Raw genomic sequence first — 22969 nt, forward strand, 5'->3', positions numbered from 1 at the left:
AGCCGACCCGCTGCGGCAGGCGACCGGCCCCAGCCTGCCAGCCCAAGCCCACGCCGATTGTCGCTACGAGGCGGGCACAACGACACCCGGCCGAGATCTGCGTAGTTTCGCACGGAACTCGCTGGGTGGCCCTGAAAAGGGCTTGGATTTGCTGCTCAAGACGCTGGCGTCAATTGCCGCCCGGGCGGTCACCGAACCGCGGGCGTCCACGCTCATCCGGATCTGCTCACCCAAAAGCATTGCAGCCGAATCCGTTCGGCGGCATCCGAAAGGAGAAATTCATGACGACCGGCAATCCCGTGACAGTACATTCGTCCGATGCGAAGCATGCAGACGCACCGCCCGTTCGGCCCCTCGGCCGGCGCGGCGCCGAAACCAAACCTTTCTACCGGACAACGGAATTCATCGTCTTCATCGTGGCGACCGTCGCAGTCTTGCTTGCGTCTTACCTTGTCAAGACGAACGACGGGCATAACGACTATTTCCATGCCGACAAGGCCTGGCTGTACGTCGTGATTCTCAGTGTCGGTTACATGGTGAGCCGGGGACTGGCGAAGTCCGGCACCCGCCACCGCGACGACTTGTAAGGAACTGGCCCCTGGAGCTTTACCATGCACATGTGACTGGTTCGTACACCTACACCTTCGAAGACATCAAAGACCGCCCCGTCGCGGTGATCGGCGCGGGTACTCTGGGCCGCCGCATCGCCCTGATGTTCGCCACCCGGGGCGGAACGGTGCGAATCTACGCGCGGCGCAAGGAACAACGTGACGAAGCCATCGAGTATGTGGCACAAGCGCTACCGAAGGTATTGGCCGACAGGGGATTTGGCGAAGTCGGCGTCGTAACCGCCACCGCGTCGCTCGACGAGGCGTTGGACGACGCGTGGCTGGCCGTCGAGTCGGTCCCCGAGAAGCTCGAGATCAAGATTCCGTTGTGGGGCGAGATCGACCGGGCGGCGCCGGCGGGCACCATCTTCGGAACCAACTCGTCGTCCATCCCATCGCGGCTGATGGTCGAAAACATCAGCGACAAAACACGTTTGTGCAACATGCACTTCTATATGCCACCGGACATCAACGCGATCGAGTTGATGTCGAATGGCCAGACCGACCGGGGTCTGCTCGACACGCTGCTGGCGGTACTACCGGAATTCGGCGTGCAGCCCTTCGAAGCGCGCAAGGAGAGCACGGGTTTCATCTTCAATCGCATCTGGGCGGCCATTAAGCGCGAGTCGCTGGCGGTGGTCGCCGAGGGCGTGGCCCGCCCGGAGGATATCGACGGCATATTCAAGCTCGCCCTGGGCGTATCGGTCGGCCCGTTTCAGATGATGGATCTGGTCGGCCTGGACGTCGTGCTCGACATCGAGAACCATTACGCCGCCGAGCTTCCGCACCTACCGAAGAGCGTGCGCGATCTACTGCAGTCCTACATCGACGCCGGCAAGCTCGGTATCAAGACCGGCGAGGGCTTCTACAGCTACTAGTTGCTGAGAACCAGCTTCCAGTTGCCGTTGACGTTGCGGTCCGGCACGCACCAGAAGTTGTTCCAGTTGCCCGGCGTCGACGCCTTCACGCCCGGGCCGGCGTCCTGGCACGCCTGCCGTGTCGGGTAGTTGCCCTCGGTCTGAATCGTGTCGGCGTTGCTGACGCCCAGTCCGGCCGTCATCAACGCCGCAACAGCCAGCACACCGCCGGCGACGAGTCGCTTCATGTTCATGGGCAACACGTTAAGCGTTGTCAGGCGGCCGCATAGGGGTTTTCGCCGCGATGCTCAGGCCCGCTGCAGCGAGACCGCGGTGGCCACGGCTTCCAGCAGCCCAGTGAGTTGCTCGGCGTTGCTGATCGTGCGGTCGCCGCCGGCGAGCCGCGTGAAGACACCCGCGATGAACGTGGTGACGGCCGTCGTCTGCGCATCGAGCAGTTCGGGGTCGTCGGTACCGGGCTGCAGATGCGCGATCGCCTCGCGGGTCATCGCGTTCATCCGGGCGGCGAACGCCTTGGACGTCTCGGCGACATCGGGATCGCGCACCGCCCCCATCAGCAATTCATGCCGCGCCCGGTTGAGCATCAGCCCGGGCCCGTCGGCCTGCATCATGGTCAGCTCGGCCAGGTGCGCGAACGGCGAGGGGGGGTCGAGCGGCTCGTCGATCACCGTCTGCAGGTTGGCGACGTCGATCTCGGCGACCCGCTTGCCGACACCGCGCAATAGCGCGGCCCGGGTGCGGTAGTAGTACGACGTGGTGCCCTCCGGCACTCCCGCGTAGCGATCGACCTGCCCGTGCGTCAGCCCGCGCGATCCCTGCTCGGCCAGCACCTGGATCGCGGTGTCACACAGTGCGCGACGGCGCTCGTCGCCGTTGCGTTTCCGGGACCCGCTGCTGGCTGCCATGACTCACCGAAGGACGGTGCCGCCGTCGATGTTGACGACCTGACCGTTGATCCACTCGCCTTCCTCGGACAGCAGGAACGCGACCAGTGCGGCGATGTCCTCCGGAGCCCCGACGCGGGTGCCGCGAATGCGCTTGAGCGCACCGGCCTGCAGGTCCGGCCACTGCGGAACCGAGCGGATGGCTTCGGTCGCGGTGAAGCCCGGCGCCACCGCGTTGCAGCGGATGCCTTGCTTGCCCCACCGCGATGCGACGTGGCGGGTCAGCGCGCCGATGCCGGCCTTCGCGGTGGCGTAGGCGGGCCGGGCCGGCTCGCCCTGGAACGCCGCCGCCGAGGACATGTTGACGATCGCGCCGCCGCTGGCGAGCATGCGCGGAATGGCGTATTTCATCGCGGCGACGTAGCCGCGCAGGTTGACGGCCATCACGCGATCCCACACGTCGAAGTCGATGTCGACCACATCGGTGTCGGCCCGGATCGTGCTCATGTCCGCACCGACGTTGAACAGCAGGTCCACTCCGCCGTAAGTCGTTGCGGCCGAATCGATCAGGTTGGATACCGACGTTGGATCGGCGAGATCGAACCCGACGTGGGTTGCCGTGCCGCCGGCGGCGCAGATGCGGGCGGCGGTCTGCGCCGCGGCGTCGGCCGCGACGTCGCCGATGACGACCCGGCAGCCTTCCGCCCCGAGCCGGCCGGCCGTCGCGGCGCCGATGCCGGTGGCCCCGCCGACCACGACCGCAACCCTTTCGGCCAAGCCGCGTAGTCCCATGGATATTGACTTTACCTCTAGAACTATAGAGGATCGCACGGCATGGCCGGAATTCACCGGCAATGCCTTCTGATGGGGTCTGGCTCGCCGAATCCATCAACGAATTGAGGGACGACAGATGAACTCCATCCAGTTCGACTTCACCGGCGCCAATGTGCTGGTGACCGGCGGCACCAGCGGCATCGGCAACGCGATCGCCGCCGCATTCGCCACGGCGGGCGCCGCCGTCACGGTGACCGGGACTCGCGGGTCGACCGCCGACTATCCCGATACGGATCTGAGCGCATTCACCTACCGCCAGTGCCAGATTCAGGATCCCGACGCCGTCGACGCGCTGGCGGACTCGCTGGGTGAACTCGACGTCTTGATCAACAACGCCGGTGGGCTGTATCCCGCCGGCGACGAGTACGACCCGGACGGCTACGTCGCATCGGTGACGCAGAACATGCTGGGCCCCATGCGGTTGACGATGCGATGCTACGAGCGGCTGAAGGCGAGCAAGGCGGCCGGCGGGGCCAGTGTCGTCAGCGTGGTCTCGATGTCCGCGTTCCGTTCGGCGGTGTTCGTCCCGGGGTATGCCTCCTCGAAGATGGGCCTCGTCGCGTTGACGATGAACCTCTCCCGTCGGTGGGCCCACGACGGCATCCGGGTCAATGCAATCGCGCCGGGGCTGATCGACACCCGAATGACACAACCGGCCATGGGAATTCCCGAGGTGATGGACGTCGAGATCGGCTTCCACACCCCGTTGGGCAGACCCGGAACACCCCAGGACTGCGCTGGTGCGACGCTGTTCTTGTGTACCGACGCCGCCTCCTACATCACCGGCAGCACGATCGCCGTCGACGGCGGATACCTGACGGTCTAGACATCAGATGCCGCCGACAAGGTGGTGGTCACCTGCTGAACGCGCGCTATTTGGCGGCCAGGTAGTCCAGCGCGAGGTTGGCGGCGTTGGCGCCACACATGCCGTGCGCGCCGGGACCGGGCGGGGTGGCCGCCGAACAGATATACATGCCGGGAATGCCAATGCTGTAGGGCGACAGCGTGATTCGAGGTCCGAAGGTGAGCTGGCGAATGTCCTTCGAGCCGGTCATGATGTCGCCACCGGCATAGTTGGCGTTGAACGTCGCCATCTGCGTCGTGGTGCGAACGGTCTGGCCGACGATGCGTTCGGAGAATCCCGGCGCGAATCGCTCGATCTGGGCGATGATCGCCTCGGTGGCGTCGCCGGCGTAGCCGTTGGGGACGTGCGCGTAGGTCCAGACCGGATGCGTATTGCCCACTGACCGTTGCGGATCGGCCAGGTACTGCTGACCTATCAGCACGAACGGCCGCTCGGGCATGCGCCCGGCGTGGATGTCGCGCTCGGCCGCGGCCAGCTCCGCGTAGCTGCCGGCCAGATGCACCGTGCCGGCCCGGTGCGCGTCCGGGTTGGTCCAGGGCACGCCGCCCTCGACGGCGAAGTCGACCTTGAACGCGCCGGGTCCACGCCGAAATCTGGTGAAGGCAGCCGCAATTCGGCGGGGGAGACGGTCGCCGAGGATGCCGGCGACCGCGCTTGGCGCCAGGTCGAACATCGTGACGTCGGCCGGCGGCAGCTGCGACGTGTTCTGCACCCGGACACCGGTTTCGATCTTGCCGCCCAGGTCGCTCAGCAGAGCGACCATCGCGTTGGCAATCGACTGCGATCCGCCCGCGGCCACCGCCCAGCCGTGCCGGTGCCCGGCCGTGATGATGCCCATCCCGATGGCCGAGGTCATCGGGTAGTGCAGCGGCCGGAAGGAGTGGGCCGCAATACCACCGAACAACGCCCGGGCTTTCTCGGTGCGGAACGCCCGTGCGAACGTCGACGCGGGAAGCACCGTCGGCGCACCGAACCGGGCCAGCATCAGCGGATGGTGCGGGACCCGCAGCAGCGGCCCCATGATGTCGTCGCTCAACGCGTCGAAACGCGAGGCCGGGTAGCCGAACGCGAGGCGCCAGCGCGACCCGTCACGACCCAGGCCGGCCGCGGTCTGCTCGACCGAGCGGTACAGCACGCCGGCGCTGCCGTCGTCGAGCGGATGGACGCAGTCGATCTCCGGCCAGCGCCACGACAATCCGTACCGCTGCAGGTTGAAGCCGTTGAGGAATTGCGAGCCGACTGCCATCGGGTGAATCGCCGAGCAATGGTCGTGCAGCAGGCCGGGAACGATTGCTTCGGTGCTGCGGGTGCCCCCGCCGACTTCGTCGGCGGCTTCCAGCACGGTGACCTGCACGCCCTTGGCGGCCAGGCGGATTGCGGCGGCGAGCCCGTTGGGCCCACTGCCCACCACCACTGCGGTACTCATCGTTGCACGTTACCGCGAGCGCACGGTACCTCAGCACCTCGGATCCGGCATTGTTGTCAATACCCGTGCGCGATACGGAATTGTGTCGCCGCGGACATTTTCTTTTCACCAATTTTGGCTAATGATATTGAGATGACTATTCGCGACGATACCGTTTTCGAAGGTCCTCTTCGGCAACTTGCCCGCAGCGCATGGCAAGTGCTCCTCCTCACCGGCATCCTGGCGATCGCGCTGGGTGTCATCGTGTTGGCCTGGCCAGGACAGACACTGTTTGTTGCCGGCGTCCTGTTCGGCATCTACCTGGTGGTTTCCGGGATCGGCTACGTGTTCGCCGCCTTCGGGTCGCACGCCGGCGCCGCGATGCGGGTGCTGACGTTTATCACCGGCATCGTGTCGCTGATTCTGGGATTCTTTTGCTTCCGCGAAGAATTCGAGGCGGTCACCCTATTGGCCATCTGGATCGGCATCAGCTGGCTGTTCCGCGGGATGACGCTGCTGGCCGCGGCATTGTCCTTCGACCACATGCCCGGCCGCGGCTGGCAGGCGCTGTCCGGGCTGGTGATCGTGGTCGGCGGCGCCGTGCTGATCGTTTCGCCGCTGCACTCGATCGCCGTGCTGACCCTGGTCGCCGGCTGCTGGCTGATCGCCATCGGCATCGTCGACGTGATCAGTGCGATCCAAGTTCGCAACCGGGCGAAGGCTGCCTGACCTGACAACGAAATCCCTTGCAGCACAACGCCGATCGCATGCGGTCGGCGTTGTGTGCAGGACGGCCGGTCGCGGGATGCCGGTGCGGCACCGGCTGTCGATCAGGCCGTAGTGCGGCCCGTGCCCGGGTGACACGTTTCAAGGTTTGCTAACCGCGGGGCAGCACGGACGGCGGTAGTCGGCTAGGAGGAAGCATGCCGACAATCAGCGGGCTCGTGTTGTTTGCTGAAGATGAGCTGCGCGGGTGCGCCACGGGCGCTCTATACACTGTGACACCTGGGGGAGTCGATCCAGTTCGATCGCACACCGTAAAGCCCATTCACACGCGATCGAGAAAGTTGTGCCTTGTCCTCAAAAGAAAATGAAACTCCTGGCTTGAAGCCGCATTTCGAGGACGTGCAGGCGCACTACGACCTCTCTGACGAGTTCTTCGCGCTTTTCCTGGACCCGACGCGCACCTACAGCTGCGCCTATTTCGAGCGTGACGACATGTCGCTCGAAGAGGCGCAGTACGCCAAGGTCGACCTGTCGTTGGGCAAGCTCGGACTGCAACCCGGCATGACGCTGCTCGATATCGGCTGTGGCTGGGGCACCACCGTCGTGCGCGCACTCGAGAAGTACGACGTCAACGTCGTCGGCCTGACTCTGAGCCGCAATCAGCAGGCGCACGTGCAGCAGCGCCTGGACAACCACCCGTCGTCGCGAACCAAGCGGGTGCTGCTTCAGGGCTGGGAGCAGTTCGACGAGAAGGTCGACCGCATCGTGTCAATCGGCGCCTTCGAGCACTTCGGCCGCGATCGCTACCCGGACTTTTTCAAGATGGCCTATGAGGCGCTGCCGGATGACGGGGTGATGATGCTGCACACCATCATCAAGCCCAGCGACGAGGAATTCGCCGACCGCGGACTGCCCATCACCATGACCAAGATCCGCTTCATGAAATTCATCATGGACGAGATCTTTCCGGGCGGGGACCTGCCACAAGCCAAGAATGTCGAAGAGCACGCCAAGCGTGCCGGGTTCACGCTCGACCGCTACCAGCCGCTGCGGCTGCACTACGCGCGCACCCTCGACAACTGGTCGGCCGCGCTGGAGGCGAGGCGCGACGAGGCCGTCGAGATTCAGTCGCAGGAAGTCTACGACCGGTACATGAAGTACCTGACCGGTTGCGCGGACCTGTTCCGCGAGGGCTACACCGACGTCGCGCAGTTCACCCTCACCAAGGGCTAGGCCTGAATGCCGGCGGTGACCGCGCCGGTGACGCCGATCAGATCCTGCGGGGCCACGGCGACGTCCCAGCCGCGGCGGCCGGCGCTGCAGAACACCCGCTCCCAGGCCAGCACGCTGGAATCGACGACCGTCGGCAGCGCTCTGCGCTGACCGAACGGCGAGACCGCGCCGACGATGTACCCGGTGGTCCGCTCGGCGACCGCGGGTTCGGTCAGCGTCGCTCTGGTCACGCCCAGCGCCGCGGCGGCCGCCTTCAGCGACAGCCGGGCGGGGGCCGGCACGACGGCCACGGCCAGCCCGTCGGGCACCGCGATCACCAGCGTCTTGTAGATCTGCCCGGGCGCGATACCGAGCTTGGCCAGCGCTTTGACGGCTTCGGAACCAAACGAGTGGTCGCGTGGATCGTGGCCGAACTTCACCACCTCGTGCGGCACACCGGCTTTGGTCAGCGCCGCCAACGCCGGCGTCGCGGCCACGTCAGTGCCCTTTTACGGCCCGCTGTACCCCGGCGGGTTGACGCCGTCTACCCAGAAGTCGACGCCGAGAGTGCCGCCGGGCACGCAGTTGTAGACCGACAGGTCGGTGACGCCGTTTTCCAGCAGCACGTCCTCGCACAGCAGCATGTTGCCGGTGAATTCCTTGGACGGCTTGTTCAGGATGATGTAGGCCGCGTCCGAGTAGACCTCGGGCTTACGGGCCCGGCCCATCGCCTCGTCGCCGCCGAGCAGGTTCTGCACCGCGGCGGTGGCCACCAGCGTGCGCGGCCACAGCGTGTTCGACGCGATGCCATCGGCGCGCATCTCCTGCGCGATGCCCAGCGCGCACAGCGTCATGCCGAATTTGGCCATCATGTACGCCGTAGGCTTCAGCCACTCCTGGCCGAGCAGCACCGGCGGGGACAGCGTCAGGACGTGCGGGTTCTCCCGGCCCTTCATGTGGGGCAGGCACGCTCGCGACACGGCGTAGGTGCCGCGCACCTGGATGCCGTTCATCAGGTCGAACCGCTTCATCGGGACCTCGGCGATGGACCCCAGGTTGATCGCCGACGCGTTGTTCACGCAGATGTCGATGCCGCCGAATTGCTCGACGGTCTTGGCCACCGCGGATTCTACGGATTCCGGATCACGGACGTCGCCGACGATCGGCAGGGCCTGGCCGCCGGCCTCTTCGAGTTCCTTGGCGGCGGTGTACACCGTTCCCGGCAGTTTCGGGTGCGGCTCGGCGGTCTTGGCGATCAGTGCGATGTTGGCGCCGTCCTGTGCGGCGCGTTTGGCGATGGCCAGGCCGATACCGCGGCTGGCGCCGGAGATGAACATGGTCTTGCCTTGCAATGACGTGGCATGGGACATGGCGTCACAGTAACGCCCGGTCCCAACCGGTCGGTTGGGGGGACCTGGCACCGGAAATAGCACGTCGGCTGGTGCTGTTGATCATGTCGGTCTCGACAAACGCATGTGAGCGACCCGGGCAAACATTGTCGGTCGCAGCCTCTAGATTGGGAGGAGGATCTGGTGTCAACGGCGACAAGCCTGTTAGGCAGTTCAATAGGCGCAGAGCAGTTGGCTCGCTTGTTTGCGAGTTCGGTGTCGCTAGCAGTGCTGGGTGGCGACGCTGCAACGGAAGGGACCGTGTTAATCGAGATGGCCGACTTAGACGATGGCCCAGACGGAGTGACCGGTTCCGACATTGTCGAGCCTGTTGAAGAAACCGACGAGGAGCTGACCGCGCGCTTCGAGCGCGACGCGATTCCCCTGTTGGACCAGCTCTACGGCGGCGCGCTGCGCATGACGCGCAACCCCGCGGACGCCGAGGACCTGCTGCAGGAAACGATGGTTAAGGCCTACGCCGGATTTCGGTCGTTCCGGGCCGGCACCAACCTCAAGGCGTGGCTGTACCGGATTCTGACCAACACTTACATCAACAGCTATCGCAAGAAGCAGCGCCAGCCCGCGGAGTATCCGACCGAGGAGATCACCGACTGGCAGCTGGCGTCCAACGCCGAACACTCCTCAACCGGGTTGCGCTCGGCCGAGGTCGAGGCCCTGGAGGCGCTGCCGGACACCGAGATCAAAGCCGCGTTGCAGGCGCTGCCGGAGGAGTTCCGGATGGCCGTCTACTACGCCGATGTCGAGGGTTTCCCGTACAAGGAGATCGCCGAGATCATGGATACCCCGATCGGAACGGTAATGTCTCGGCTGCATCGGGGCAGACGCCAGCTGCGCTCGTTGTTGGAAGACGTGGCCAAGGACCGCGGGTTCATCCGGAGTCAGCAGACGCACGAGGAGGTGTCGTCATGAGCGAGTTTTCGCCCGACGGCGCCCCGGCGGGCTCGGATCCGCGCACGAAGGCCGAATGCGCTGAATTGATCGCCGAGGTATGGACGCTGCTCGACGGCGAATGCACGGCGGAGACGCGGAAAAAGCTCAAGCAGCATCTCGACGAATGCCCGCCATGCCTGCGGCTGTTCGGGATCGAAGAGCAATTCAAGGCGCTGATCGCGACCAAATGCAGCGGCGACAAGGCCCCCGAGGGCCTGCGCGAGCGGTTGCGGCTGGAGATTCGCCGCACCACGATCATCCGGGAATCGTAGGAAGGCGCTCCAGCGCGACTACCAGCGGTTAGGCGTTGGGACGCCTGCCGTGGTTGGCCTTGCTGTGCTTGCGGTCACGCTTCTTGCGGCCACGCTTGGCCATGGGGAGAACCTCCGTCGTTCGGTCATGATCTCAGGCGCTGGGCGCCCGTCAGGTTGCCGTCAATTCTCGCACGGCGCAGCGTGTGCTTTTTCACCCCACCGGGGACCGGCCCGCGCGCCGGTATGCCTGATGATGTTGTGGTTCGATATACATGAGCTTGAGATGGAAGCCCAGACCAGCCAGCATGCGCAGTGGCCGAAACGAGTGGGGTGAAGATGGCCGAGGATGTTCGAGCCGAGATCGTGGCCAGCGTGCTGGAAGTCGTTGTCAACGAGGGCGACCAAATCGGCAAGGGCGACATCGTGGTGCTGCTGGAGTCCATGAAGATGGAAATTCCGGTTTTGGCGGAGGTCGACGGCACGATCAGCAAGGTGAGTGTGGCCGTCGGCGATGTCATCCAGGCGGGCGATCTGATCGCCGTCATCAGCTAGCCTCCGGCGCTTCGCACCTACCGCCGTGGGACGACGCGGGAGTATTTGATGTCCACGCTCGGTGATCTTCTGGCCGAACACACGATGCTGCCCGGCAACGCCGTGGACCACCTGCATGCCGTGGTCGGGGAGTGGCAGCTGTTGGCCGACCTGTCGTTCGCCGACTATCTGATGTGGGTTCGCCGCGACGACGGGGTGCTGGTGTGCGTGGCGCAATGCCGGCCCAACACCGCGCCGACGGTTCTACAGACCGATTCGGTGGGCAGCGTCGTGGCCGCCGATCGCCTACTGCTGGTCGCCGAGACCTTCGCGTCGGGCACCGCTCAGCTGAGAAACGAAGCGAGCCAACAGGATTCGTGGCAGCTTCCCGGACCGCACGTTGCGGCGTCGCCGGTGCGCTACGGCGATCAGGTGGTCGCGGTGCTCACCCAGCATCAAACGGCGCCGACCGCCAATCAGAACTCCGGGCACCTGGAGACCGCCTACCGCGAATGCGCCGCCGATCTGGTCCACATGCTGGCGGAGGGCACCTTCCCGGATGTGCGCGACGTCGCCATGTCCCGCTCCACGCCACGGGTGGGTGACGGATTCATCCGCCTCGACGTCGACGGCGTCGTCGCCTACGCCAGCCCCAACGCCCTGTCGGCGTACCACCGCATGGGACTGACCAGCGAGCTGGAGGGCCACAACCTCATCCGGATCACGCGGCCGCTGATCTCGGATTCGTTCGAAGCCCAGGAGATGGCCGAGCACGTGCAGGACCTGCTGGCCGGCGGCAAGAGCATGCGCATGGAGGTCGACGCCGGCGGGGCCACGGTGCTGCTGCGCACGTTGCCGCTGGTGGTGCACGGCGCCGGCGCGGGCGCCGCGGTGCTGATTCGTGACGTGACCGAGGTGAAGCGCCGGGACCGGGCCCTGATCTCCAAGGACGCGACGATCCGTGAGATCCACCATCGGGTGAAGAACAACCTGCAGACGGTCGCGGCGCTGCTGCGTCTGCAGGCGCGCCGGACCGTCAACGCCGAAGGCCGCGAGGCGCTGATCGAATCGGTGCGCCGGGTGTCATCGATCGCCTTGGTCCACGACGCGCTGTCGATGTCGGTCGACGAGCAGGTCAATCTCGACGAGGTCATCGACCGGATCCTGCCGATCATGAACGACGTCGCGTCGGTGGACCGCCCGATCCGGATCAACCGCGTCGGTGATCTGGGCGTGCTCGACTCCGACCGCGCCACGGCGCTGATCATGGTGATCACCGAGCTGGTGCAGAACGCGATCGAGCACGCGTTTGACCCGGCTGCCCCGGAGGGGTCGGTGTCGATTCGTGCCGAGCGCTCGGCGCGCTGGCTCGATGTGGTGGTGCACGACGACGGGCGCGGCCTGCCCGACGGGTTCAGCCTGGAAAAATCCGACAGCCTGGGACTGCAGATCGTGCGCACCCTGGTGGCCGCCGAGCTTGACGGCACCTTGGGGATGCGCCAAGCGCCCCGCGGCGGCACCGACGTGGTGCTGCGGGTGCCGATCGGCCGTCGGTCCAGGTTGCTGCTGTAGGTACCCACGCAACAGCGCGGCCCCGACAAGTTGTCGGGGCCGCGCTGTCTGGAGACTGGGATCAGACTCCGCTGCGGGCCTTCGTCCGGGCGTTGCGGCGCTTGAGCGCACGCCGCTCGTCTTCGCTCATGCCGCCCCACACACCGGAATCCTGACCGGTGTTCAGCGCCCATCCGAGGCACTCCGTGGTCACCGAACACCGATTGCAGACCAGTTTCGCGTCAGCGATCTGCGCGAGCGCCGGGCCACTGTTCCCTACCGGGAAGAACAGCTCCGGGTCCTCGTCGCGACACACCGCCTTGTGGCGCCAATCCATAAGTAGTTACTCCTCACTATGTGCGCAGCATCGCGCACTGGCGTTATTCTTCGGCTCTTAACGCTTGCATGAGTAAGGGTCCGTTTGGTACCCCCACAATCTCTGCATGCAACCTTTCGATCGTTTCACAGGCACAACAGAAGTCAATAGCGTGAGTTGGGCCGTGGGCTATCTCACTTTGATTAAGGCTTAGTCAAGCCCTCACTCCGTTGTACTACACTCGCCGATTACCCTGCCGAGAATATTTGGGCGCTCTCCCGGTATGGGGTGGCGTTTTCGCAGTTCAGGACGGCTTGCTTTGCGGCGGCGCCGCCACGGAAAGTGCATCGGGCACCGATCGGAACGTCATGGATTCGCGCAGCCCGAGGTACTCCCCGTCGTACTGACTGGCCACCGGCCCGGCGCTGCAACTGATTCGCACGCAAGCGGTGTCGTCGTCTCGGACAAGTTGGTTGGCTTGTGGGTTCGGGTTCTTCGCGAGAATCTGGCGCAGTAATCGAAGTGTGGGAATCACCTTCAAACTGGTAACCGCGAACACGCCAAGGCCCGACTCGAAGCTGCAACCCGGGTTGGTCACCATCGGCCGGCTGTTGCTGTAGGTCCAGGGCGTCGTGTTGGACACCCAGGCGAATTGCACGCCCGAGACGGGGTCGCGGCCGGGCAGCTCCAGCGTCATGTCCGGCGCGCGGCGGCTGTAGCGGATCGTTGCGGGCACCGCGACCCGCCAGTACCGCAACGGCGTTACCTTGACGCCCTTGTTGCGCTGGGCCTCCACCGCGGCGACCACCTCGGCGTCGACGCCCATTCCGGCGTTGATCACCGCGTACTGCTCGCCGCAGTCGATCAGGCTGATGCGCCGCCAGCTCTGGTGGCGGCGGTAGTCGTCGATCAGCTGGATCAGCTGGTTGGTGGCGGCGGCCGGGTCCCGGGAGATCCCCAGCGATCTGGCCAGCACGTTCGCCGAACCGCCAGGTACCACCGCGACGGCGGGGACGTGTGCAGGCCGCGGCGTGCCGGGACGGCCCAGGATCCCGTTGACGACCCCGCTCACCGAGCCGTCCCCGCCGTGCACGACGACCAGGTCGACCCCGCTCTCGGCGGCCGCGTGGCCGAGTTCGGTCCCGTGACCGCGGTGGTTGGTGTGCTCGACGGTGAGCTCGAGGCGGCTCTTGAGCGCATGCGCCAGCAGATCGCGGCCGGCGGGCGTGGTGGAAGTGGCTGCGGGGTTCACGATCAGAACGGCACGCATGATGCACGAGCTTATGCGGGCCGGTTAAGGCCTTGCTGTGGGGGAAGCGACGGCTCGGCGGATGGGGGGTTCCGCGTGGCTACGCTGACGCTGTGAACCGCGGCCGCCGCAACCAGGAGATACCACCGCCCCCGTCGGCCGTCCGCGGCGCCGGATTCATTGTCGCGGCGCAGGGGCTGGCCGCTCTGGCGATGGCCGCGGTCCTGGTGGTGCGTGCGATCGCCGGAGCCGACCAGCGGGTGGTCAACGGTCTGGGCACCGCGCTCTGGTTCCTGGTGATCGGCGGCGTGGTGCTGGCCGCCGGTCGCGCGTTGGTCGTTGGGCGGCGCTGGGGGCGTGGGCTCGCGGTGTTCACCCAGCTGCTGTTGTTGCCGGTGTCCTGGTACCTCGCGGTCGGTTCGCATCGTGCGGCGTTCGGTATACCGCTGGCCGTGGTGGCGCTGACGGTGTTGCTCCTGCTCTTCAGCCCCGCCGCACTGCGCTGGGTAGCCGGAGGCGATCAGCGCGGTCCGGCCAGCCCGGACAAGGACGCCCCGGACAACCGGTAGGTGGTCCACTCTCGTTGCGGTTGCCCGCCGACCTCGTCGTACAGCCTGATCGCGTCGGCGTTCCAGTTCAGCACCGCCCACGACAACCGGGTGTAGCCGTTGTCGACACACTCGGCCGCCAGGGTCGCCAGCAGTGCGCGGGCCAGGCCCCGGCGGCGGAATTCGGGCCGGACGAACAGATCCTCGAGGTAGATGCCGCCGACGCCGTCCCACGTGGAGAAGTTGAGGAACCACAGCGCCATCGCGGCGATCTCACCGTCGACTTCGGCGACATGTCCGTACACGATCGGCGAATGGCCGAAAAGTGCTGCGGAAATCCGCTTTTCGGTGACGGTGCAATCTTGGGCGGCGCGTTCGAATTCGGCCAGCGCGTGGATCATGTCGGCTATGTCGGCGGCGTCTCCGGGTTTGGCGCGACGAATGCTTTCGCTCATTGCTCAACTCCAAGCGCGTTGAGAATCGTGGCGAATTTCGTTGTGGTCTCGTCAACTTCGGCGTCAGGATCCGATTCCGCGACAATGCCGCCGCCGGCGTGGGCCAGGGCGGTGCGGCGATCCGCCGACAGCTGCGCACAGCGGATGGACACCACCCAGTAGCCGTCACCGTGGGAGTCGCACCAGCCCACCGCGCCGGCATAGAAGCCGCGGTCGCCTTCGATCTCGGCAATCAGCTCGGACGCTGCCTCGGCGGGCACGCCTCCGACCGCCGGGGTGGGGTGCAGAGTCAGCGCCAAATCGATTGCGGTGGTTGACTTATCGCGCAGCCGGCCGCTGATCGGTGTGCACAGATGCCAGACCGCGGCGGTGCGGCTCAGCTGCGGCTCGGGTGCGATGGTCAGCTCGTCGCACAGCGGTTCCAGCGCGGCCCGCATCGTGTCGATGACCAGCTGATGCTCGTGGCGGTCCTTGGCGGAGGCGGCCAGCGCGGCGCCGTTGGCGGCGTCGCGCTCGGGGTCCGCGGCGCGTGGGGCCGAACCGGCGAACGGCTGGCAGCTCACCCGGTCGCCGGAGCGTGCGACCAGAAGCTCCGGGCTCGCACCCACCAGGGCCGCGCCGGCGCAGTCCGCACCGGCGGCGCTCAGGTCGGCCAGATAGCAGTAGGCCGCCGGATCGTTGGTGGCCAGGCGGCGCAGCACCACACGGGCGTCCAGCGGGCCGTCGGCGGCCAGCCGCAACGCCCGGGCCAGCACCACCTTGCTCAGCGCGGTGTTCGGCGCGGTCAGCTCATCGCGGGCGCGGCTGATCCGGACGCGGTATTCGGCCGGTGGCGGGATGGCCGCGGCGATGCGCACGTTCGGCAGCGGCTCCGTCGGCCAGTCGGGTGGTCCGTCGCTGTGCCGCACCCTGTCCGGCACCAGCAGCGCAGCGGGTCGTTTCACGTCAAAAGGCAATGCGCCCAACACAATTGGGGCGGATCCCGATCTCAGCGCGGCTTGGGCGGCGCCCACGTCGTCGTAGTGCGCCCGCACCCCTTCGGCAATCAGGGTGCCGCGCGGGCCGCACAGTGCGAACGGCGGTTCCGTGGTGCTCAACCGGGTGCGATTGCCTGCGGGAGACCGGTCAGTCCGAGCGCGGCGAGCTGGCGCAGGCCATGCTCGAATCCGCATACGGCGATCGAGCCGGCGAGCATCCAGAACCGGCTGCCCTCGACCAGCGGCAGTTCGACCCACCGGGTGATGACCGAGCGGGAGAAATGGCTGTGACCCACGAACACCACGTCGCGCGAAGCCATGTGCTCCAACGCCAGTGCGACGGCCCGGTCAGCGCGGGCGCTGACTTGCGCCACACTCTCACCGCCGGGGCAACCGTGGGTCCACACCAGCCAATCCGGGTCCGATTCCCGGATCTGTGGAGTCGTCAACCCCTCGTAGGAACCGTAATCCCATTCGGCGAGCAGTTCAGATACCTCGTCGACAGCGAGACCGGCCAGCTTGGCCGTGGTCAGTGCTCGTATCCGCGGACTGCTGATCACCAGCGGATCAGTGAGCTTCAGCTCACGCAGGACGTGCCCGGCAAGCTCGGCCTGCAGCCGGCCGGTGTCGGTGAGCTCTATATCGGTGCGGCCGGTGTGCTGGCCGGATTTCGACCATTCGGTCTCGCCATGGCGCAGCAGTACAAGTCGATGGTTGTGCAAGCCCATGTGGACTGATTCTGCCCGAGACTCGTGGGCCCGTCGCCCCGGCACCCGGCCCCGAACGTGCCAGGATGGCAGGTGTGAGTGAGACGCGGGTATTGGCGGTCGCCAACCAGAAGGGTGGGGTCGCCAAGACGACGACGGTTGCCTCGCTGGGTGCGGCGATGGTGGAAAAGGGGAAGCGAGTCCTGCTCGTCGACCTGGATCCGCAGGGTTGTCTGACGTTCTCGCTCGGTCAAGATCCCGACAAGTTGCCGGTGTCGGTGCACGAGGTGCTGCTGGGTGAGATCGAGCCGAGCGCCGCGCTGGTCACCACGATGGAGGGAATGACGCTGCTGCCGGCCAACATTGACCTGGCCGGCGCCGAGGCGATGCTGCTGATGCGGGCCGGGCGCGAGTACGCACTCAAGCGCGCGCTGGCGAAAGTCGCCGACCAATTCGACGTCGTCGTCATCGACTGCCCGCCGTCGCTGGGGGTGCTGACCCTCAACGGGCTGACGGCCGCCGACGAGGTGATCGTGCCGCTGCAGTGCGAGACGCTGGCGCACCGCGGCGTCGGTCAATTCCTGCGCACCGTCGCCGATGTCCAGCAGATCACCAACCCGAACCTGCGGCTGCTGGGTGCGTTGCCGACTTTGTACGACTCGCGCACCACGCACACCCGCGATGTGCTGCTCGACGTCGCGGACCGCTACGACCTGCCGGTGCTGGCACCGCCGATCCCGCGCACCGTGCGTTTCGCCGAGGCCAGCGCGTCGGGCTCGTCGGTGCTGGCCGGACGCAAGAACAAGGGCGCGCTGGCCTACTCCACGCTGGCGCAGGCGTTGCTCAAACATTGGAAGTCGGGCAAACCGCTGCCGACGTTCTCCGTCGAGGCTTAACCGTCAGCCCAGCGCGACCACGGTGTCGCCGCGCTGCTCGAACACCCGGGATCCCGACACCGCCGGGACCACCGCACGGGTGCTCGGTGCCCGCTGCACCGGGATGTTGCGCTCATTGACTCCGGTCATGGGGTCATAGACGCCGATCCCGCCGGTGACCGGAATCAGCAGCTTGCCGGCCATCATGGTGCCGGGTCCCAACGGGACCGTCTTGTCGCCCGCGGCGACGGTGTAGCGCAGATTCAGGGTGCTTGCCTCGAACACCAACACCGAATCGCCGGTCCACCAGGTCACCAGGTTGCCCGCCTGCGACACCTCCGAGTCCGTCGGCGCCTTGGGCAGCAGCGTGCTCGCCACCGTGGTGCCCATCTCGTCGATCACGTCGACCCGGGGCTGCGGCGCCGGCAGGTAAACGGCTGTGTTGCTTTGCCAGACGGTGAGCACGCGAGCGCCCGAGTTCGCCTTGATCCCGGGCTCGGACACGAGATGCTGCTGGGGTTCGTCGTCTTCCTTGCCCGGGCGCAGCAGGGCCAGGCGCAGGTCGCCCTGGTTCCCGCAGCTCTCCAGCACCGAAACCTCCAACGAGCTGGCCGCCCCCGAGTAGAGCTTGCATCCTGAGTGCAGTCCCCGCGACGACGGTTTCACCCGGGCGTCGGTCTCGCCGTAGGCCAGCATCCGGACCATGTCGGAGCGCCACAGCTCCAGGCGGGTATCGCCGACCGACAACACCGTCGTGCCGTCCGAGGACAGCCGCACCCGCGGGTCGGCGTAGCTGCTGCGGGCAGCCCCCCGGCGGCCGGTGGTCCCGTCGATGGTGCTGACCTGGCCGCAACCGCGGTCGTCGCGGTAGACGGCGACCGCGTAGTGGTAGACCCAGGACAGGCCGCACAGGTCGGTGTCGCGGGAGTACGTCCAGCGCGTCTGGCCGGTGCCGGCGTCGCGGCCGTCCACCTCACGGCCGTCGCCGGTGGTCACCGTCCCGCCCACGATCACCGGTGCCGTGGTGGCGGAGCTGGGCGCGGTCCACAGCTGCTTCAGGCCGGCCGGCACCTGCTTGGCCGGGGCCGGGTTGGGCGCCGGCGTCGCGGCGGGCCGGCTGATCGTGGCCCGGGCGTCGCTGGTCCACCAGATCAGCGAGGCAATTGCGGCGACGGCGGCCGCGATCGCCGCGGCGGCCAGCAGATCGCCTTTGGTGCGGCGTTCGGGTTTGACCATGCCTGGACGTCGGCTCAGCCGGCGTTGGTGGTGGCTTCCGCCGGCTTGCGGCGACGACGGCGACGACGGTTGTTGCTGCTAGCACTGCCGGTGCCGGACGCGTCCGGGGCTGTCTCCGCGGCGGTTTCGCCGTCGCTGTCGGCCGGGTGGCCGCTCACGGGCTGCCCACCGCGGGTGCGGCGGCGCCGGTTCGCCGAACGGGCGCGCGCCGGCTTCTCCGACGTCGTGGTGCGTTCGGTGCGCTCGGTCTCGCGGCGCTTGACCGGCGACTTCTTCGGCGCGCCGATGGTGCCGCTGGCCTCGCCCGGAATGCCCAGCTCGGTGTACAGGTGCGGCGAGCTGGAGTAGGTCTCGGCCGGATCCGGGGAGCCCAGGTTCAGCGCCTTGTCGATGGCCGTCCAGCGCGGCAGTTCGTCCCAGTCCACCAGGGTCACGGCGATACCTGTCTTTCCGGCGCGTCCGGTGCGGCCGATCCGGTGCACGTAGGCCTGCTCGTCCTCGGGGATCTGATAGTTGATGACGTGGGTGATGTCGTCGATGTCGATGCCGCGCGCGGCCACGTCGGTGGCCACCAGCACGTCGACGTCGCCGGCCCGAAACGCCTTGAGCGCCTTCTCGCGGGCGATCTGCCCGAGATCGCCGTGCACGGCGCCGACCTTGAAGCCGCGCTCGGCCAGCTCGTCTGCGACGTTCTGGGCGGTGCGCTTGGTGCGGGTGAAGATCATCGTCGCGCCGCGGCCCTCGGCCTGCAGTATCCGGCTGACCATCTCCACCTTGTCCAGCGCGTGGGCGCGGTAGACGAACTGCTCGGTGGTGTCGTGGGTGGCCGCCGAGTGTGGTGCCTCGGCACGAATATGGGTGGGCTGCACCATGAACGTGCGGGCCAGCGTGATGATCGGGTCGGGCATCGTCGCCGAGAACAGCATCGACTGCCGGTCGGCCGGGATCTGGCGCAGGATCCGCTCGATGTCCGGCAGGAAGCCCAGGTCCAGCATCTCGTCGGCCTCGTCGAGCACCAGCACCGACAACCCGCCCAGCTGCAGGTGACCCTGCTGGGCGAGGTCGAGCAACCGGCCCGGGGTGCCCACCACGACGTCGGCGCCGGTGCGCAGCGCGTCGATCTGCGGTTCGTAGGCCCGGCCGCCGTAGATCGATACCACCGACAGGCGGCGGCCCTCGTCGGCGGTCAGGTGCTTGGCGGCGGCGGCCAGGTCCTCGGTGACCTGCAGGCACAGCTCGCGGGTGGGCACCACGACCAGGGCGCGGGGTGTGCCGTTGAGCGGCCGCGCGTCGCCGCCGTTGGTGATGCGCTGCAGCAGCGGCACGCCGAAGGCGAGGGTCTTGCCCATACCCGTACGGGCCTGTCCGATGACGTCGTCGCCGGACAGCGCCATCGGCAGGGTGAGTTCCTGGATGGCAAAGGCGTGCTCAATGCCCTTCTCGGCGAGCGCCCGGACGATTTCGTCGCGTACGCCGAGTTCGGCGAAGGTGGGTTCAGTTTTGTTCGTCAATGCAGTCATGCGTGGGTGATGTACCTTTCGGTGACTTATTCGATTGGGTCGGTTTTTCTCGCGGGTCACGCGCGCACGAGTTCCGACTCCAAGTCGCTGAGTCACCGGGCCCTGCTGAGATGGGGCGGGCCAGCTGTGCACGCACATTTCGCCGATAGCGGCGGTGCAAAGAAATACAGCCACTATCAATCTGCATGATAGCTGGTCGACAGCTCATCCCCATCTTCTTCCAGGTCTGCCGACTACAGTGATGCCCATGACTTCGGCCTCCTCTGCCGACCAAGTAGACGAATCACCTTCCGTAGGACTGACCGCGGACCATCCGGGCGTCAACGAGCTGTTCGCAGTGCTCGCCTATGGCGAGGTGGCCGCGTTTTACCGGCTGACTGACGAGGCTCGGATGGCTCCCGACCTGCGGGGACGCATTTCCATGGCGAGCATGGCGGCCGCCGAGATGCAGCACTACGAGCTGCTGCACGACGCGCTGGAAAGCCGCGGCGTCGACGTCGTTTCGGCCATGTCGAAGTACGTGTCGGCGCTGGAGAACTACCACCGGCTGACGATGCCCAGCACCTGGCTGGAGGCGCTGGTCAAGACCTACATCGGCGACGCGCTGGCCGCCGACCTCTACCTAGAGATCGCCGACAAGCTGCCCGACGAGGTCGCCGACGTGGTGCGCGCGGCCCTGTCGGAAACCGGGCACTCGCAGTTCGTCGTCGCCGAGGTACGCGCCGCGGTGACCGCGAGCGGCAAACAGCGCAGCCGGTTAGCGCTGTGGGCCCGCCGGCTGTACGGCGAAGCGTTCACCCAGGCCCAGTACCTGTTGGCAGATCACGACGAGCTGGTGGACCTGGTGGTGTCGGGCACCGGCGGCCTAGGTCAGCTCAGCGCGTTCTTCGAGCGTCTGCAGCAAACACACGAGCGGCGGATGCGCGAGCTCGGTCTGGGCTGAGCCCTACTTGGTGCAGGTCGCCAGGTTCGAGTTGTTGGCCGACGCCACCTCGACCTGACCCTGCGCGTTGACGATCGCGCAGTTCACCTTGCCCACGATGCTGGTCGCGACGACCGATTGGGTCGTCACCCCCGGATTCAGCACCACAACCTTGGTCCAGGGCAGCGACACGTTGAACTCGGTCTGGGGGTAGCCACGGGCGTCGGTGTAGACGACGTTCACCAGGTCCAGCAGCGTCTTCGTCCCGGTCACGCTGTAGTAGATGGTGCTGGGATTCACTGTGGCCGTTGGGGCTACGACCGCGGGCGGCGACACGGCCAGCGGCGGAGTCGTCAGCGCCGCGCTCGGCGGGCTCAGCGTGGTGACGGTCTCCGGCGGTAGCTGGGGTGCTTGCGACGTGCTCGGCACCGGGCGTTGCGTGGCGCTCGGCGGGCTTGTGGTCCGCGGTGCGGACGTAGTGGGGGCCGGCGGCGCGATGGTGGCCTTCGTCGACGCGCTGTCGCCGCTGTTGATGATCACCGCGGTCGCGATCGCGCCGATCGCCACCACCGCGCCGAGCAGCGCGACCGCCGGACGCCAGGAGCCGATCGGCCAGAGGAGCTCCTTGAGCTCGTCGTACTCGTATTCGTCGGCTGCGTCCTCGTCCTCGGCGTACTCGTCATCGTCGTAGCCGTCATAGTCGGCTCCGTCGTAGTCGTCGTCATCGGGGTAGTCGTGGGCGAAGCCACGAGCTAGGCCGGCGCGATCATCGAGTGTGTGTCTGATGATGCCGATGTTACTGACGTGACAAGACGAAAACGGGCGCCGCGAGCCACCTTGATCAGGCTGGGAGCCAATCGTTATCTGCCTTCAACAGCGTTTCGCTTACCGCGAACTCCCCGCCGTCACCCTCCTGCTCGGAGCGCCCCGGCCGCGTCCACTAACCTGCTGCTTGACACGCCTGCGACGGAATAGCAACGGAAGGGGCCATCGTGGAGGTCAAGGTCGGTATCACGGACAGTCCGCGCGAGCTGGTCTTCTCCAGCGCGCAGACGCCTGCCGAGGTCGAGGAGGCCGTGAGTGCCGCGCTGCGGGAAGGCTCGAGTCTGCTGGGCCTCACCGACGAGAAGGGCCGCCGCTATCTGATCCACTCCGCCAAAATCGCCTACGTCGAGATCGGTGCCGCCGACGGCCGTCGGGTCGGCTTCGGAATCGGGTCAGACAGCGGCGCGCACGCCAGCGGTAAGCGCGCTAAGAGCGAGTAAGCGGCACGTGTGACAGCCCGCCCCAGGCGAATGCGACGGTGCCGTCGACCGCATCCGACTTCGAGATCGGGCGGTCGGAGTCCAGCCAGTACCTGGCGCAGTCGACGCTGATGCCGACCAGGCCCACCGCGATCATCCGGGCACGGTGCGGGTCAAGGCCGGAGTCCGCGCTGATCAGCGCGAATACCGCGTCGATGCACGATTCGGTGGCCGCCCTTACCTGCGCGGCGACCTCGGGCTCGGTGACGTAGTCGTTCTCGAAGATCAGCCGGTACCCCTGGCTGTCGTGCTCGATGAAGTCGAAGAACGCCTGAACGGCCGCGTGCAACCGCCGCCGGTTGTCGGTGGTGGTGCTCAATGCGTTCTGCACACCCGACACCAGGTTGTCGACGTGGCGATTCAGCACTGCCAAATACAGCTCCAGCTTGCTGGAAAAGTGTTGGTACAGAACGGGTTTACTGACTCCGGCCCGATCGGCGATCTCATCCATGCCGGCCGCGTGGTAACCGTGGTCGACGAAGACATCGCTGGCCACGATCAGCAGTTGGCCGCGACGCTCGTCGCGCGGCAACCGGTTCCCCCGCCGGTTCGAGGTCGCTATGCCGTCACTCGGCCGACCGCGGTCACCCGATCTGACGGCACGTCGTGCCGCCGACTTGGCGAGATCGCTCACTTGGTCCTCATTTGAATTGTGGCGACTGACCATCGGATATTGACAGGCCCGCCGCGCGCCGCTCGTCGCACAGACATTACTACCCATGGTGTACCTGCGACCGGCATCGGCACCGTCTGCGCAGGGGAGAACCGGTGTC

Annotated in this window: 29 protein-coding genes; 13 read left to right on the forward strand and 16 right to left on the reverse strand. The window is 66.7% G+C overall.

The window, feature by feature from the left end:
- The first annotated feature begins 281 nt into the window (after nucleotides 1-281).
- Nucleotides 282-587 carry a hypothetical protein gene (locus tag AC5Y5O_RS30205; protein ID WP_096290912.1) on the forward strand — a complete coding sequence of 102 codons (306 nt, stop codon included), beginning with the start codon at nucleotides 282-284 and terminating at the stop codon, nucleotides 585-587.
- Nucleotides 588-619: 32 nt separating this feature from the next.
- Nucleotides 620-1486, forward strand: coding sequence for a 3-hydroxyacyl-CoA dehydrogenase family protein (locus AC5Y5O_RS30210; protein WP_500028604.1), 867 nt, complete (start codon nucleotides 620-622; stop codon nucleotides 1484-1486).
- On the opposite strand, the gene AC5Y5O_RS30215 is transcribed toward AC5Y5O_RS30210, so the two are convergent.
- From AC5Y5O_RS30215 to AC5Y5O_RS30225, 3 genes are read right to left on the reverse strand one after another with little or no spacing between them, the layout of a single operon-like run.
- On the reverse strand, nucleotides 1483-1719 hold the full coding sequence (locus tag AC5Y5O_RS30215) for a hypothetical protein (RefSeq protein WP_096285340.1): 237 nt from the start codon (nucleotides 1717-1719) through the stop codon (nucleotides 1483-1485). The two genes, AC5Y5O_RS30210 and AC5Y5O_RS30215, sit on opposite strands and share 4 nt — an antisense overlap.
- A gap of 54 nt (nucleotides 1720-1773) precedes the next feature.
- Nucleotides 1774-2391, reverse strand: coding sequence for a TetR/AcrR family transcriptional regulator (locus AC5Y5O_RS30220; RefSeq protein ID WP_500028606.1), 618 nt, complete (start codon nucleotides 2389-2391; stop codon nucleotides 1774-1776).
- A 3-nt stretch (nucleotides 2392-2394) separates the two neighbouring features.
- Nucleotides 2395-3162: an SDR family NAD(P)-dependent oxidoreductase gene (locus tag AC5Y5O_RS30225; RefSeq protein ID WP_500028608.1), complete on the reverse strand. Its 768-nt coding sequence runs from the start codon at nucleotides 3160-3162 to the stop codon at nucleotides 2395-2397.
- A 118-nt stretch (nucleotides 3163-3280) separates the two neighbouring features.
- Between AC5Y5O_RS30225 and AC5Y5O_RS30230 the strand changes: the two genes are divergently transcribed.
- Nucleotides 3281-4030, forward strand: a complete 750-nt coding sequence (locus AC5Y5O_RS30230) for an SDR family NAD(P)-dependent oxidoreductase (RefSeq protein ID WP_096285346.1) — start codon at nucleotides 3281-3283, stop codon at nucleotides 4028-4030.
- A 46-nt stretch (nucleotides 4031-4076) separates the two neighbouring features.
- Here AC5Y5O_RS30230 and AC5Y5O_RS30235 read toward each other — a convergent pair whose 3' ends face one another.
- Nucleotides 4077-5495 carry a phytoene desaturase family protein gene (locus tag AC5Y5O_RS30235; RefSeq protein WP_096285348.1) on the reverse strand — a complete coding sequence of 473 codons (1419 nt, stop codon included), beginning with the start codon at nucleotides 5493-5495 and terminating at the stop codon, nucleotides 4077-4079.
- Between the two features lie 132 nt (nucleotides 5496-5627).
- Between AC5Y5O_RS30235 and AC5Y5O_RS30240 the strand changes: the two genes are divergently transcribed.
- Together AC5Y5O_RS30240 and AC5Y5O_RS30245 are read left to right on the forward strand one after the other, a co-directional pair.
- Nucleotides 5628-6203 carry an HdeD family acid-resistance protein gene (locus tag AC5Y5O_RS30240; protein ID WP_500028611.1) on the forward strand — a complete coding sequence of 192 codons (576 nt, stop codon included), beginning with the start codon at nucleotides 5628-5630 and terminating at the stop codon, nucleotides 6201-6203.
- Nucleotides 6204-6548: 345 nt separating this feature from the next.
- Nucleotides 6549-7433: a cyclopropane mycolic acid synthase family methyltransferase gene (locus AC5Y5O_RS30245; protein WP_500028612.1), complete on the forward strand. Its 885-nt coding sequence runs from the start codon at nucleotides 6549-6551 to the stop codon at nucleotides 7431-7433.
- Here AC5Y5O_RS30245 and AC5Y5O_RS30250 read toward each other — a convergent pair.
- A complete protein-coding gene (locus tag AC5Y5O_RS30250; RefSeq protein WP_096285354.1) occupies nucleotides 7430-7909 on the reverse strand; it encodes an aminoacyl-tRNA deacylase in 480 nt (159 codons plus the stop codon). The genes AC5Y5O_RS30245 and AC5Y5O_RS30250 overlap by 4 nt on opposite strands.
- Before the next feature lie 12 nt (nucleotides 7910-7921).
- Nucleotides 7922-8782, reverse strand: coding sequence for an SDR family oxidoreductase (locus tag AC5Y5O_RS30255; RefSeq protein WP_096285356.1), 861 nt, complete (start codon nucleotides 8780-8782; stop codon nucleotides 7922-7924).
- Nucleotides 8783-9073: 291 nt separating this feature from the next.
- Here AC5Y5O_RS30255 and AC5Y5O_RS30260 point away from each other — a divergent pair, with 291 nt between their 5' ends.
- A complete protein-coding gene (locus tag AC5Y5O_RS30260) occupies nucleotides 9074-9730 on the forward strand; it encodes a sigma-70 family RNA polymerase sigma factor (protein WP_165796316.1) in 657 nt (218 codons plus the stop codon).
- Nucleotides 9727-10023 carry a mycothiol system anti-sigma-R factor gene (gene rsrA / locus AC5Y5O_RS30265; protein ID WP_096285360.1) on the forward strand — a complete coding sequence of 99 codons (297 nt, stop codon included), beginning with the start codon at nucleotides 9727-9729 and terminating at the stop codon, nucleotides 10021-10023. Before AC5Y5O_RS30260 ends, rsrA begins: the two co-directional genes overlap by 4 nt.
- Nucleotides 10024-10051: 28 nt before the next feature.
- On the opposite strand, the gene AC5Y5O_RS30270 is transcribed toward rsrA, so the two are convergent.
- Entirely contained in the window at nucleotides 10052-10126 is a 75-nt protein-coding gene (locus AC5Y5O_RS30270; RefSeq protein ID WP_085976028.1) for a 50S ribosomal protein bL37, read from the reverse strand.
- 215 nt (nucleotides 10127-10341) lie between these two features.
- Here AC5Y5O_RS30270 and AC5Y5O_RS30275 point away from each other — a divergent pair, with 215 nt between their 5' ends.
- Together AC5Y5O_RS30275 and AC5Y5O_RS30280 are read left to right on the forward strand one after the other, a co-directional pair.
- The gene (locus tag AC5Y5O_RS30275) at nucleotides 10342-10557 is read left to right on the forward strand and encodes a biotin/lipoyl-binding carrier protein (RefSeq protein WP_066956294.1); all 216 of its coding nucleotides are present in this window, start codon (nucleotides 10342-10344) and stop codon (nucleotides 10555-10557) included.
- A 48-nt stretch (nucleotides 10558-10605) separates the two neighbouring features.
- Nucleotides 10606-12108: a sensor histidine kinase gene (locus AC5Y5O_RS30280; protein ID WP_096285362.1), complete on the forward strand. Its 1503-nt coding sequence runs from the start codon at nucleotides 10606-10608 to the stop codon at nucleotides 12106-12108.
- A 61-nt stretch (nucleotides 12109-12169) separates the two neighbouring features.
- Here AC5Y5O_RS30280 and whiB1 read toward each other — a convergent pair whose 3' ends face one another.
- Both whiB1 and AC5Y5O_RS30290 read right to left on the reverse strand, forming a co-directional pair.
- Complete coding sequence (whiB1, locus tag AC5Y5O_RS30285; RefSeq protein ID WP_036467351.1) at nucleotides 12170-12424, reverse strand: transcriptional regulator WhiB1; 255 nt, start codon at nucleotides 12422-12424, stop codon at nucleotides 12170-12172.
- A 283-nt stretch (nucleotides 12425-12707) separates the two neighbouring features.
- Complete coding sequence (locus AC5Y5O_RS30290; protein ID WP_096285364.1) at nucleotides 12708-13673, reverse strand: diacylglycerol/lipid kinase family protein; 966 nt, start codon at nucleotides 13671-13673, stop codon at nucleotides 12708-12710.
- Between the two features lie 119 nt (nucleotides 13674-13792).
- On the opposite strand from AC5Y5O_RS30290, the gene AC5Y5O_RS30295 reads away from it, so the two are divergent.
- Entirely contained in the window at nucleotides 13793-14221 is a 429-nt protein-coding gene (locus tag AC5Y5O_RS30295; protein ID WP_500028634.1) for a hypothetical protein, read from the forward strand.
- Here AC5Y5O_RS30295 and AC5Y5O_RS30300 read toward each other — a convergent pair.
- Genes AC5Y5O_RS30300 through AC5Y5O_RS30310 form a run of 3 tightly spaced genes read right to left on the reverse strand, consistent with a single transcriptional unit; the run spans nucleotide 14173 to nucleotide 16360 of the window.
- On the reverse strand, nucleotides 14173-14655 hold the full coding sequence (locus AC5Y5O_RS30300; RefSeq protein ID WP_500028616.1) for a GNAT family N-acetyltransferase: 483 nt from the start codon (nucleotides 14653-14655) through the stop codon (nucleotides 14173-14175). The two genes, AC5Y5O_RS30295 and AC5Y5O_RS30300, sit on opposite strands and share 49 nt — an antisense overlap.
- Nucleotides 14652-15752, reverse strand: a complete 1101-nt coding sequence (locus AC5Y5O_RS30305; RefSeq protein WP_500028619.1) for an isochorismate synthase — start codon at nucleotides 15750-15752, stop codon at nucleotides 14652-14654. Before AC5Y5O_RS30305 ends, AC5Y5O_RS30300 begins: the two co-directional genes overlap by 4 nt.
- A complete protein-coding gene (locus AC5Y5O_RS30310; protein ID WP_096285370.1) occupies nucleotides 15749-16360 on the reverse strand; it encodes an acid phosphatase in 612 nt (203 codons plus the stop codon). Before AC5Y5O_RS30310 ends, AC5Y5O_RS30305 begins: the two co-directional genes overlap by 4 nt.
- A gap of 74 nt (nucleotides 16361-16434) precedes the next feature.
- Here AC5Y5O_RS30310 and AC5Y5O_RS30315 point away from each other — a divergent pair, with 74 nt between their 5' ends.
- Nucleotides 16435-17235, forward strand: a complete 801-nt coding sequence (locus AC5Y5O_RS30315; RefSeq protein ID WP_096290914.1) for a ParA family protein — start codon at nucleotides 16435-16437, stop codon at nucleotides 17233-17235.
- A 3-nt stretch (nucleotides 17236-17238) separates the two neighbouring features.
- Here the strand turns inward: AC5Y5O_RS30315 and AC5Y5O_RS30320 are convergent, their stop codons facing one another.
- Both AC5Y5O_RS30320 and AC5Y5O_RS30325 read right to left on the reverse strand, forming a co-directional pair.
- Nucleotides 17239-18450 carry an Rv3212 family protein gene (locus tag AC5Y5O_RS30320; RefSeq protein WP_096285372.1) on the reverse strand — a complete coding sequence of 404 codons (1212 nt, stop codon included), beginning with the start codon at nucleotides 18448-18450 and terminating at the stop codon, nucleotides 17239-17241.
- A 14-nt stretch (nucleotides 18451-18464) separates the two neighbouring features.
- Nucleotides 18465-19970 carry a DEAD/DEAH box helicase gene (locus tag AC5Y5O_RS30325; RefSeq protein ID WP_500028628.1) on the reverse strand — a complete coding sequence of 502 codons (1506 nt, stop codon included), beginning with the start codon at nucleotides 19968-19970 and terminating at the stop codon, nucleotides 18465-18467.
- Between the two features lie 247 nt (nucleotides 19971-20217).
- On the opposite strand from AC5Y5O_RS30325, the gene AC5Y5O_RS30330 reads away from it, so the two are divergent.
- Nucleotides 20218-20913: a ferritin-like fold-containing protein gene (locus AC5Y5O_RS30330; protein WP_096285376.1), complete on the forward strand. Its 696-nt coding sequence runs from the start codon at nucleotides 20218-20220 to the stop codon at nucleotides 20911-20913.
- Between the two features lie 3 nt (nucleotides 20914-20916).
- On the opposite strand, the gene AC5Y5O_RS30335 is transcribed toward AC5Y5O_RS30330, so the two are convergent.
- Nucleotides 20917-21687 (reverse strand): MmpS family transport accessory protein, encoded by a 771-nt coding sequence (locus AC5Y5O_RS30335; protein ID WP_423790883.1) that lies wholly within the window; start codon nucleotides 21685-21687, stop codon nucleotides 20917-20919.
- Between the two features lie 197 nt (nucleotides 21688-21884).
- On the opposite strand from AC5Y5O_RS30335, the gene AC5Y5O_RS30340 reads away from it, so the two are divergent.
- Entirely contained in the window at nucleotides 21885-22157 is a 273-nt protein-coding gene (locus tag AC5Y5O_RS30340) for a DUF3107 domain-containing protein (protein ID WP_096285380.1), read from the forward strand.
- On the opposite strand, the gene fasR is transcribed toward AC5Y5O_RS30340, so the two are convergent.
- Complete coding sequence (fasR, locus tag AC5Y5O_RS30345; RefSeq protein ID WP_096285382.1) at nucleotides 22144-22830, reverse strand: HTH-type transcriptional activator FasR; 687 nt, start codon at nucleotides 22828-22830, stop codon at nucleotides 22144-22146. The two genes, AC5Y5O_RS30340 and fasR, sit on opposite strands and share 14 nt — an antisense overlap.
- Nucleotides 22831-22969 lie beyond the last annotated feature (139 nt).

This window comes from Mycobacterium sp. NGS40 (assembly GCF_059812735.1).

Bases quoted from the DNA above. Each gene is read 5' to 3' on its own strand.
- AC5Y5O_RS30205 (WP_096290912.1), top strand. From the start codon at position 282: ATGACGACCGGCAATCCCGTGACAGTACATTCGTCCGATGCGAAGCAT.
- AC5Y5O_RS30215 (WP_096285340.1), bottom strand. From the start codon at position 1,719: ATGAACATGAAGCGACTCGTCGCCGGCGGTGTGCTGGCTGTTGCGGCG.
- AC5Y5O_RS30220 (WP_500028606.1), bottom strand. From the start codon at position 2,391: ATGGCAGCCAGCAGCGGGTCCCGGAAACGCAACGGCGACGAGCGCCGT.
- AC5Y5O_RS30225 (WP_500028608.1), bottom strand. From the start codon at position 3,162: ATGGGACTACGCGGCTTGGCCGAAAGGGTTGCGGTCGTGGTCGGCGGG.
- AC5Y5O_RS30230 (WP_096285346.1), top strand. From the start codon at position 3,281: ATGAACTCCATCCAGTTCGACTTCACCGGCGCCAATGTGCTGGTGACC.
- AC5Y5O_RS30235 (WP_096285348.1), bottom strand. From the start codon at position 5,495: ATGAGTACCGCAGTGGTGGTGGGCAGTGGGCCCAACGGGCTCGCCGCC.
- AC5Y5O_RS30240 (WP_500028611.1), top strand. From the start codon at position 5,628: ATGACTATTCGCGACGATACCGTTTTCGAAGGTCCTCTTCGGCAACTT.
- AC5Y5O_RS30255 (WP_096285356.1), bottom strand. From the start codon at position 8,782: ATGTCCCATGCCACGTCATTGCAAGGCAAGACCATGTTCATCTCCGGC.
- AC5Y5O_RS30260 (WP_165796316.1), top strand. From the start codon at position 9,074: ATGGCCGACTTAGACGATGGCCCAGACGGAGTGACCGGTTCCGACATT.
- rsrA (WP_096285360.1), top strand. From the start codon at position 9,727: ATGAGCGAGTTTTCGCCCGACGGCGCCCCGGCGGGCTCGGATCCGCGC.
- AC5Y5O_RS30275 (WP_066956294.1), top strand. From the start codon at position 10,342: ATGGCCGAGGATGTTCGAGCCGAGATCGTGGCCAGCGTGCTGGAAGTC.
- AC5Y5O_RS30280 (WP_096285362.1), top strand. From the start codon at position 10,606: ATGTCCACGCTCGGTGATCTTCTGGCCGAACACACGATGCTGCCCGGC.
- whiB1 (WP_036467351.1), bottom strand. From the start codon at position 12,424: ATGGATTGGCGCCACAAGGCGGTGTGTCGCGACGAGGACCCGGAGCTG.
- AC5Y5O_RS30290 (WP_096285364.1), bottom strand. From the start codon at position 13,673: ATGCGTGCCGTTCTGATCGTGAACCCCGCAGCCACTTCCACCACGCCC.
- AC5Y5O_RS30300 (WP_500028616.1), bottom strand. From the start codon at position 14,655: ATGAGCGAAAGCATTCGTCGCGCCAAACCCGGAGACGCCGCCGACATA.
- AC5Y5O_RS30310 (WP_096285370.1), bottom strand. From the start codon at position 16,360: ATGGGCTTGCACAACCATCGACTTGTACTGCTGCGCCATGGCGAGACC.
- AC5Y5O_RS30320 (WP_096285372.1), bottom strand. From the start codon at position 18,450: ATGGTCAAACCCGAACGCCGCACCAAAGGCGATCTGCTGGCCGCCGCG.
- AC5Y5O_RS30325 (WP_500028628.1), bottom strand. From the start codon at position 19,970: ATGACTGCATTGACGAACAAAACTGAACCCACCTTCGCCGAACTCGGC.
- AC5Y5O_RS30330 (WP_096285376.1), top strand. From the start codon at position 20,218: ATGACTTCGGCCTCCTCTGCCGACCAAGTAGACGAATCACCTTCCGTA.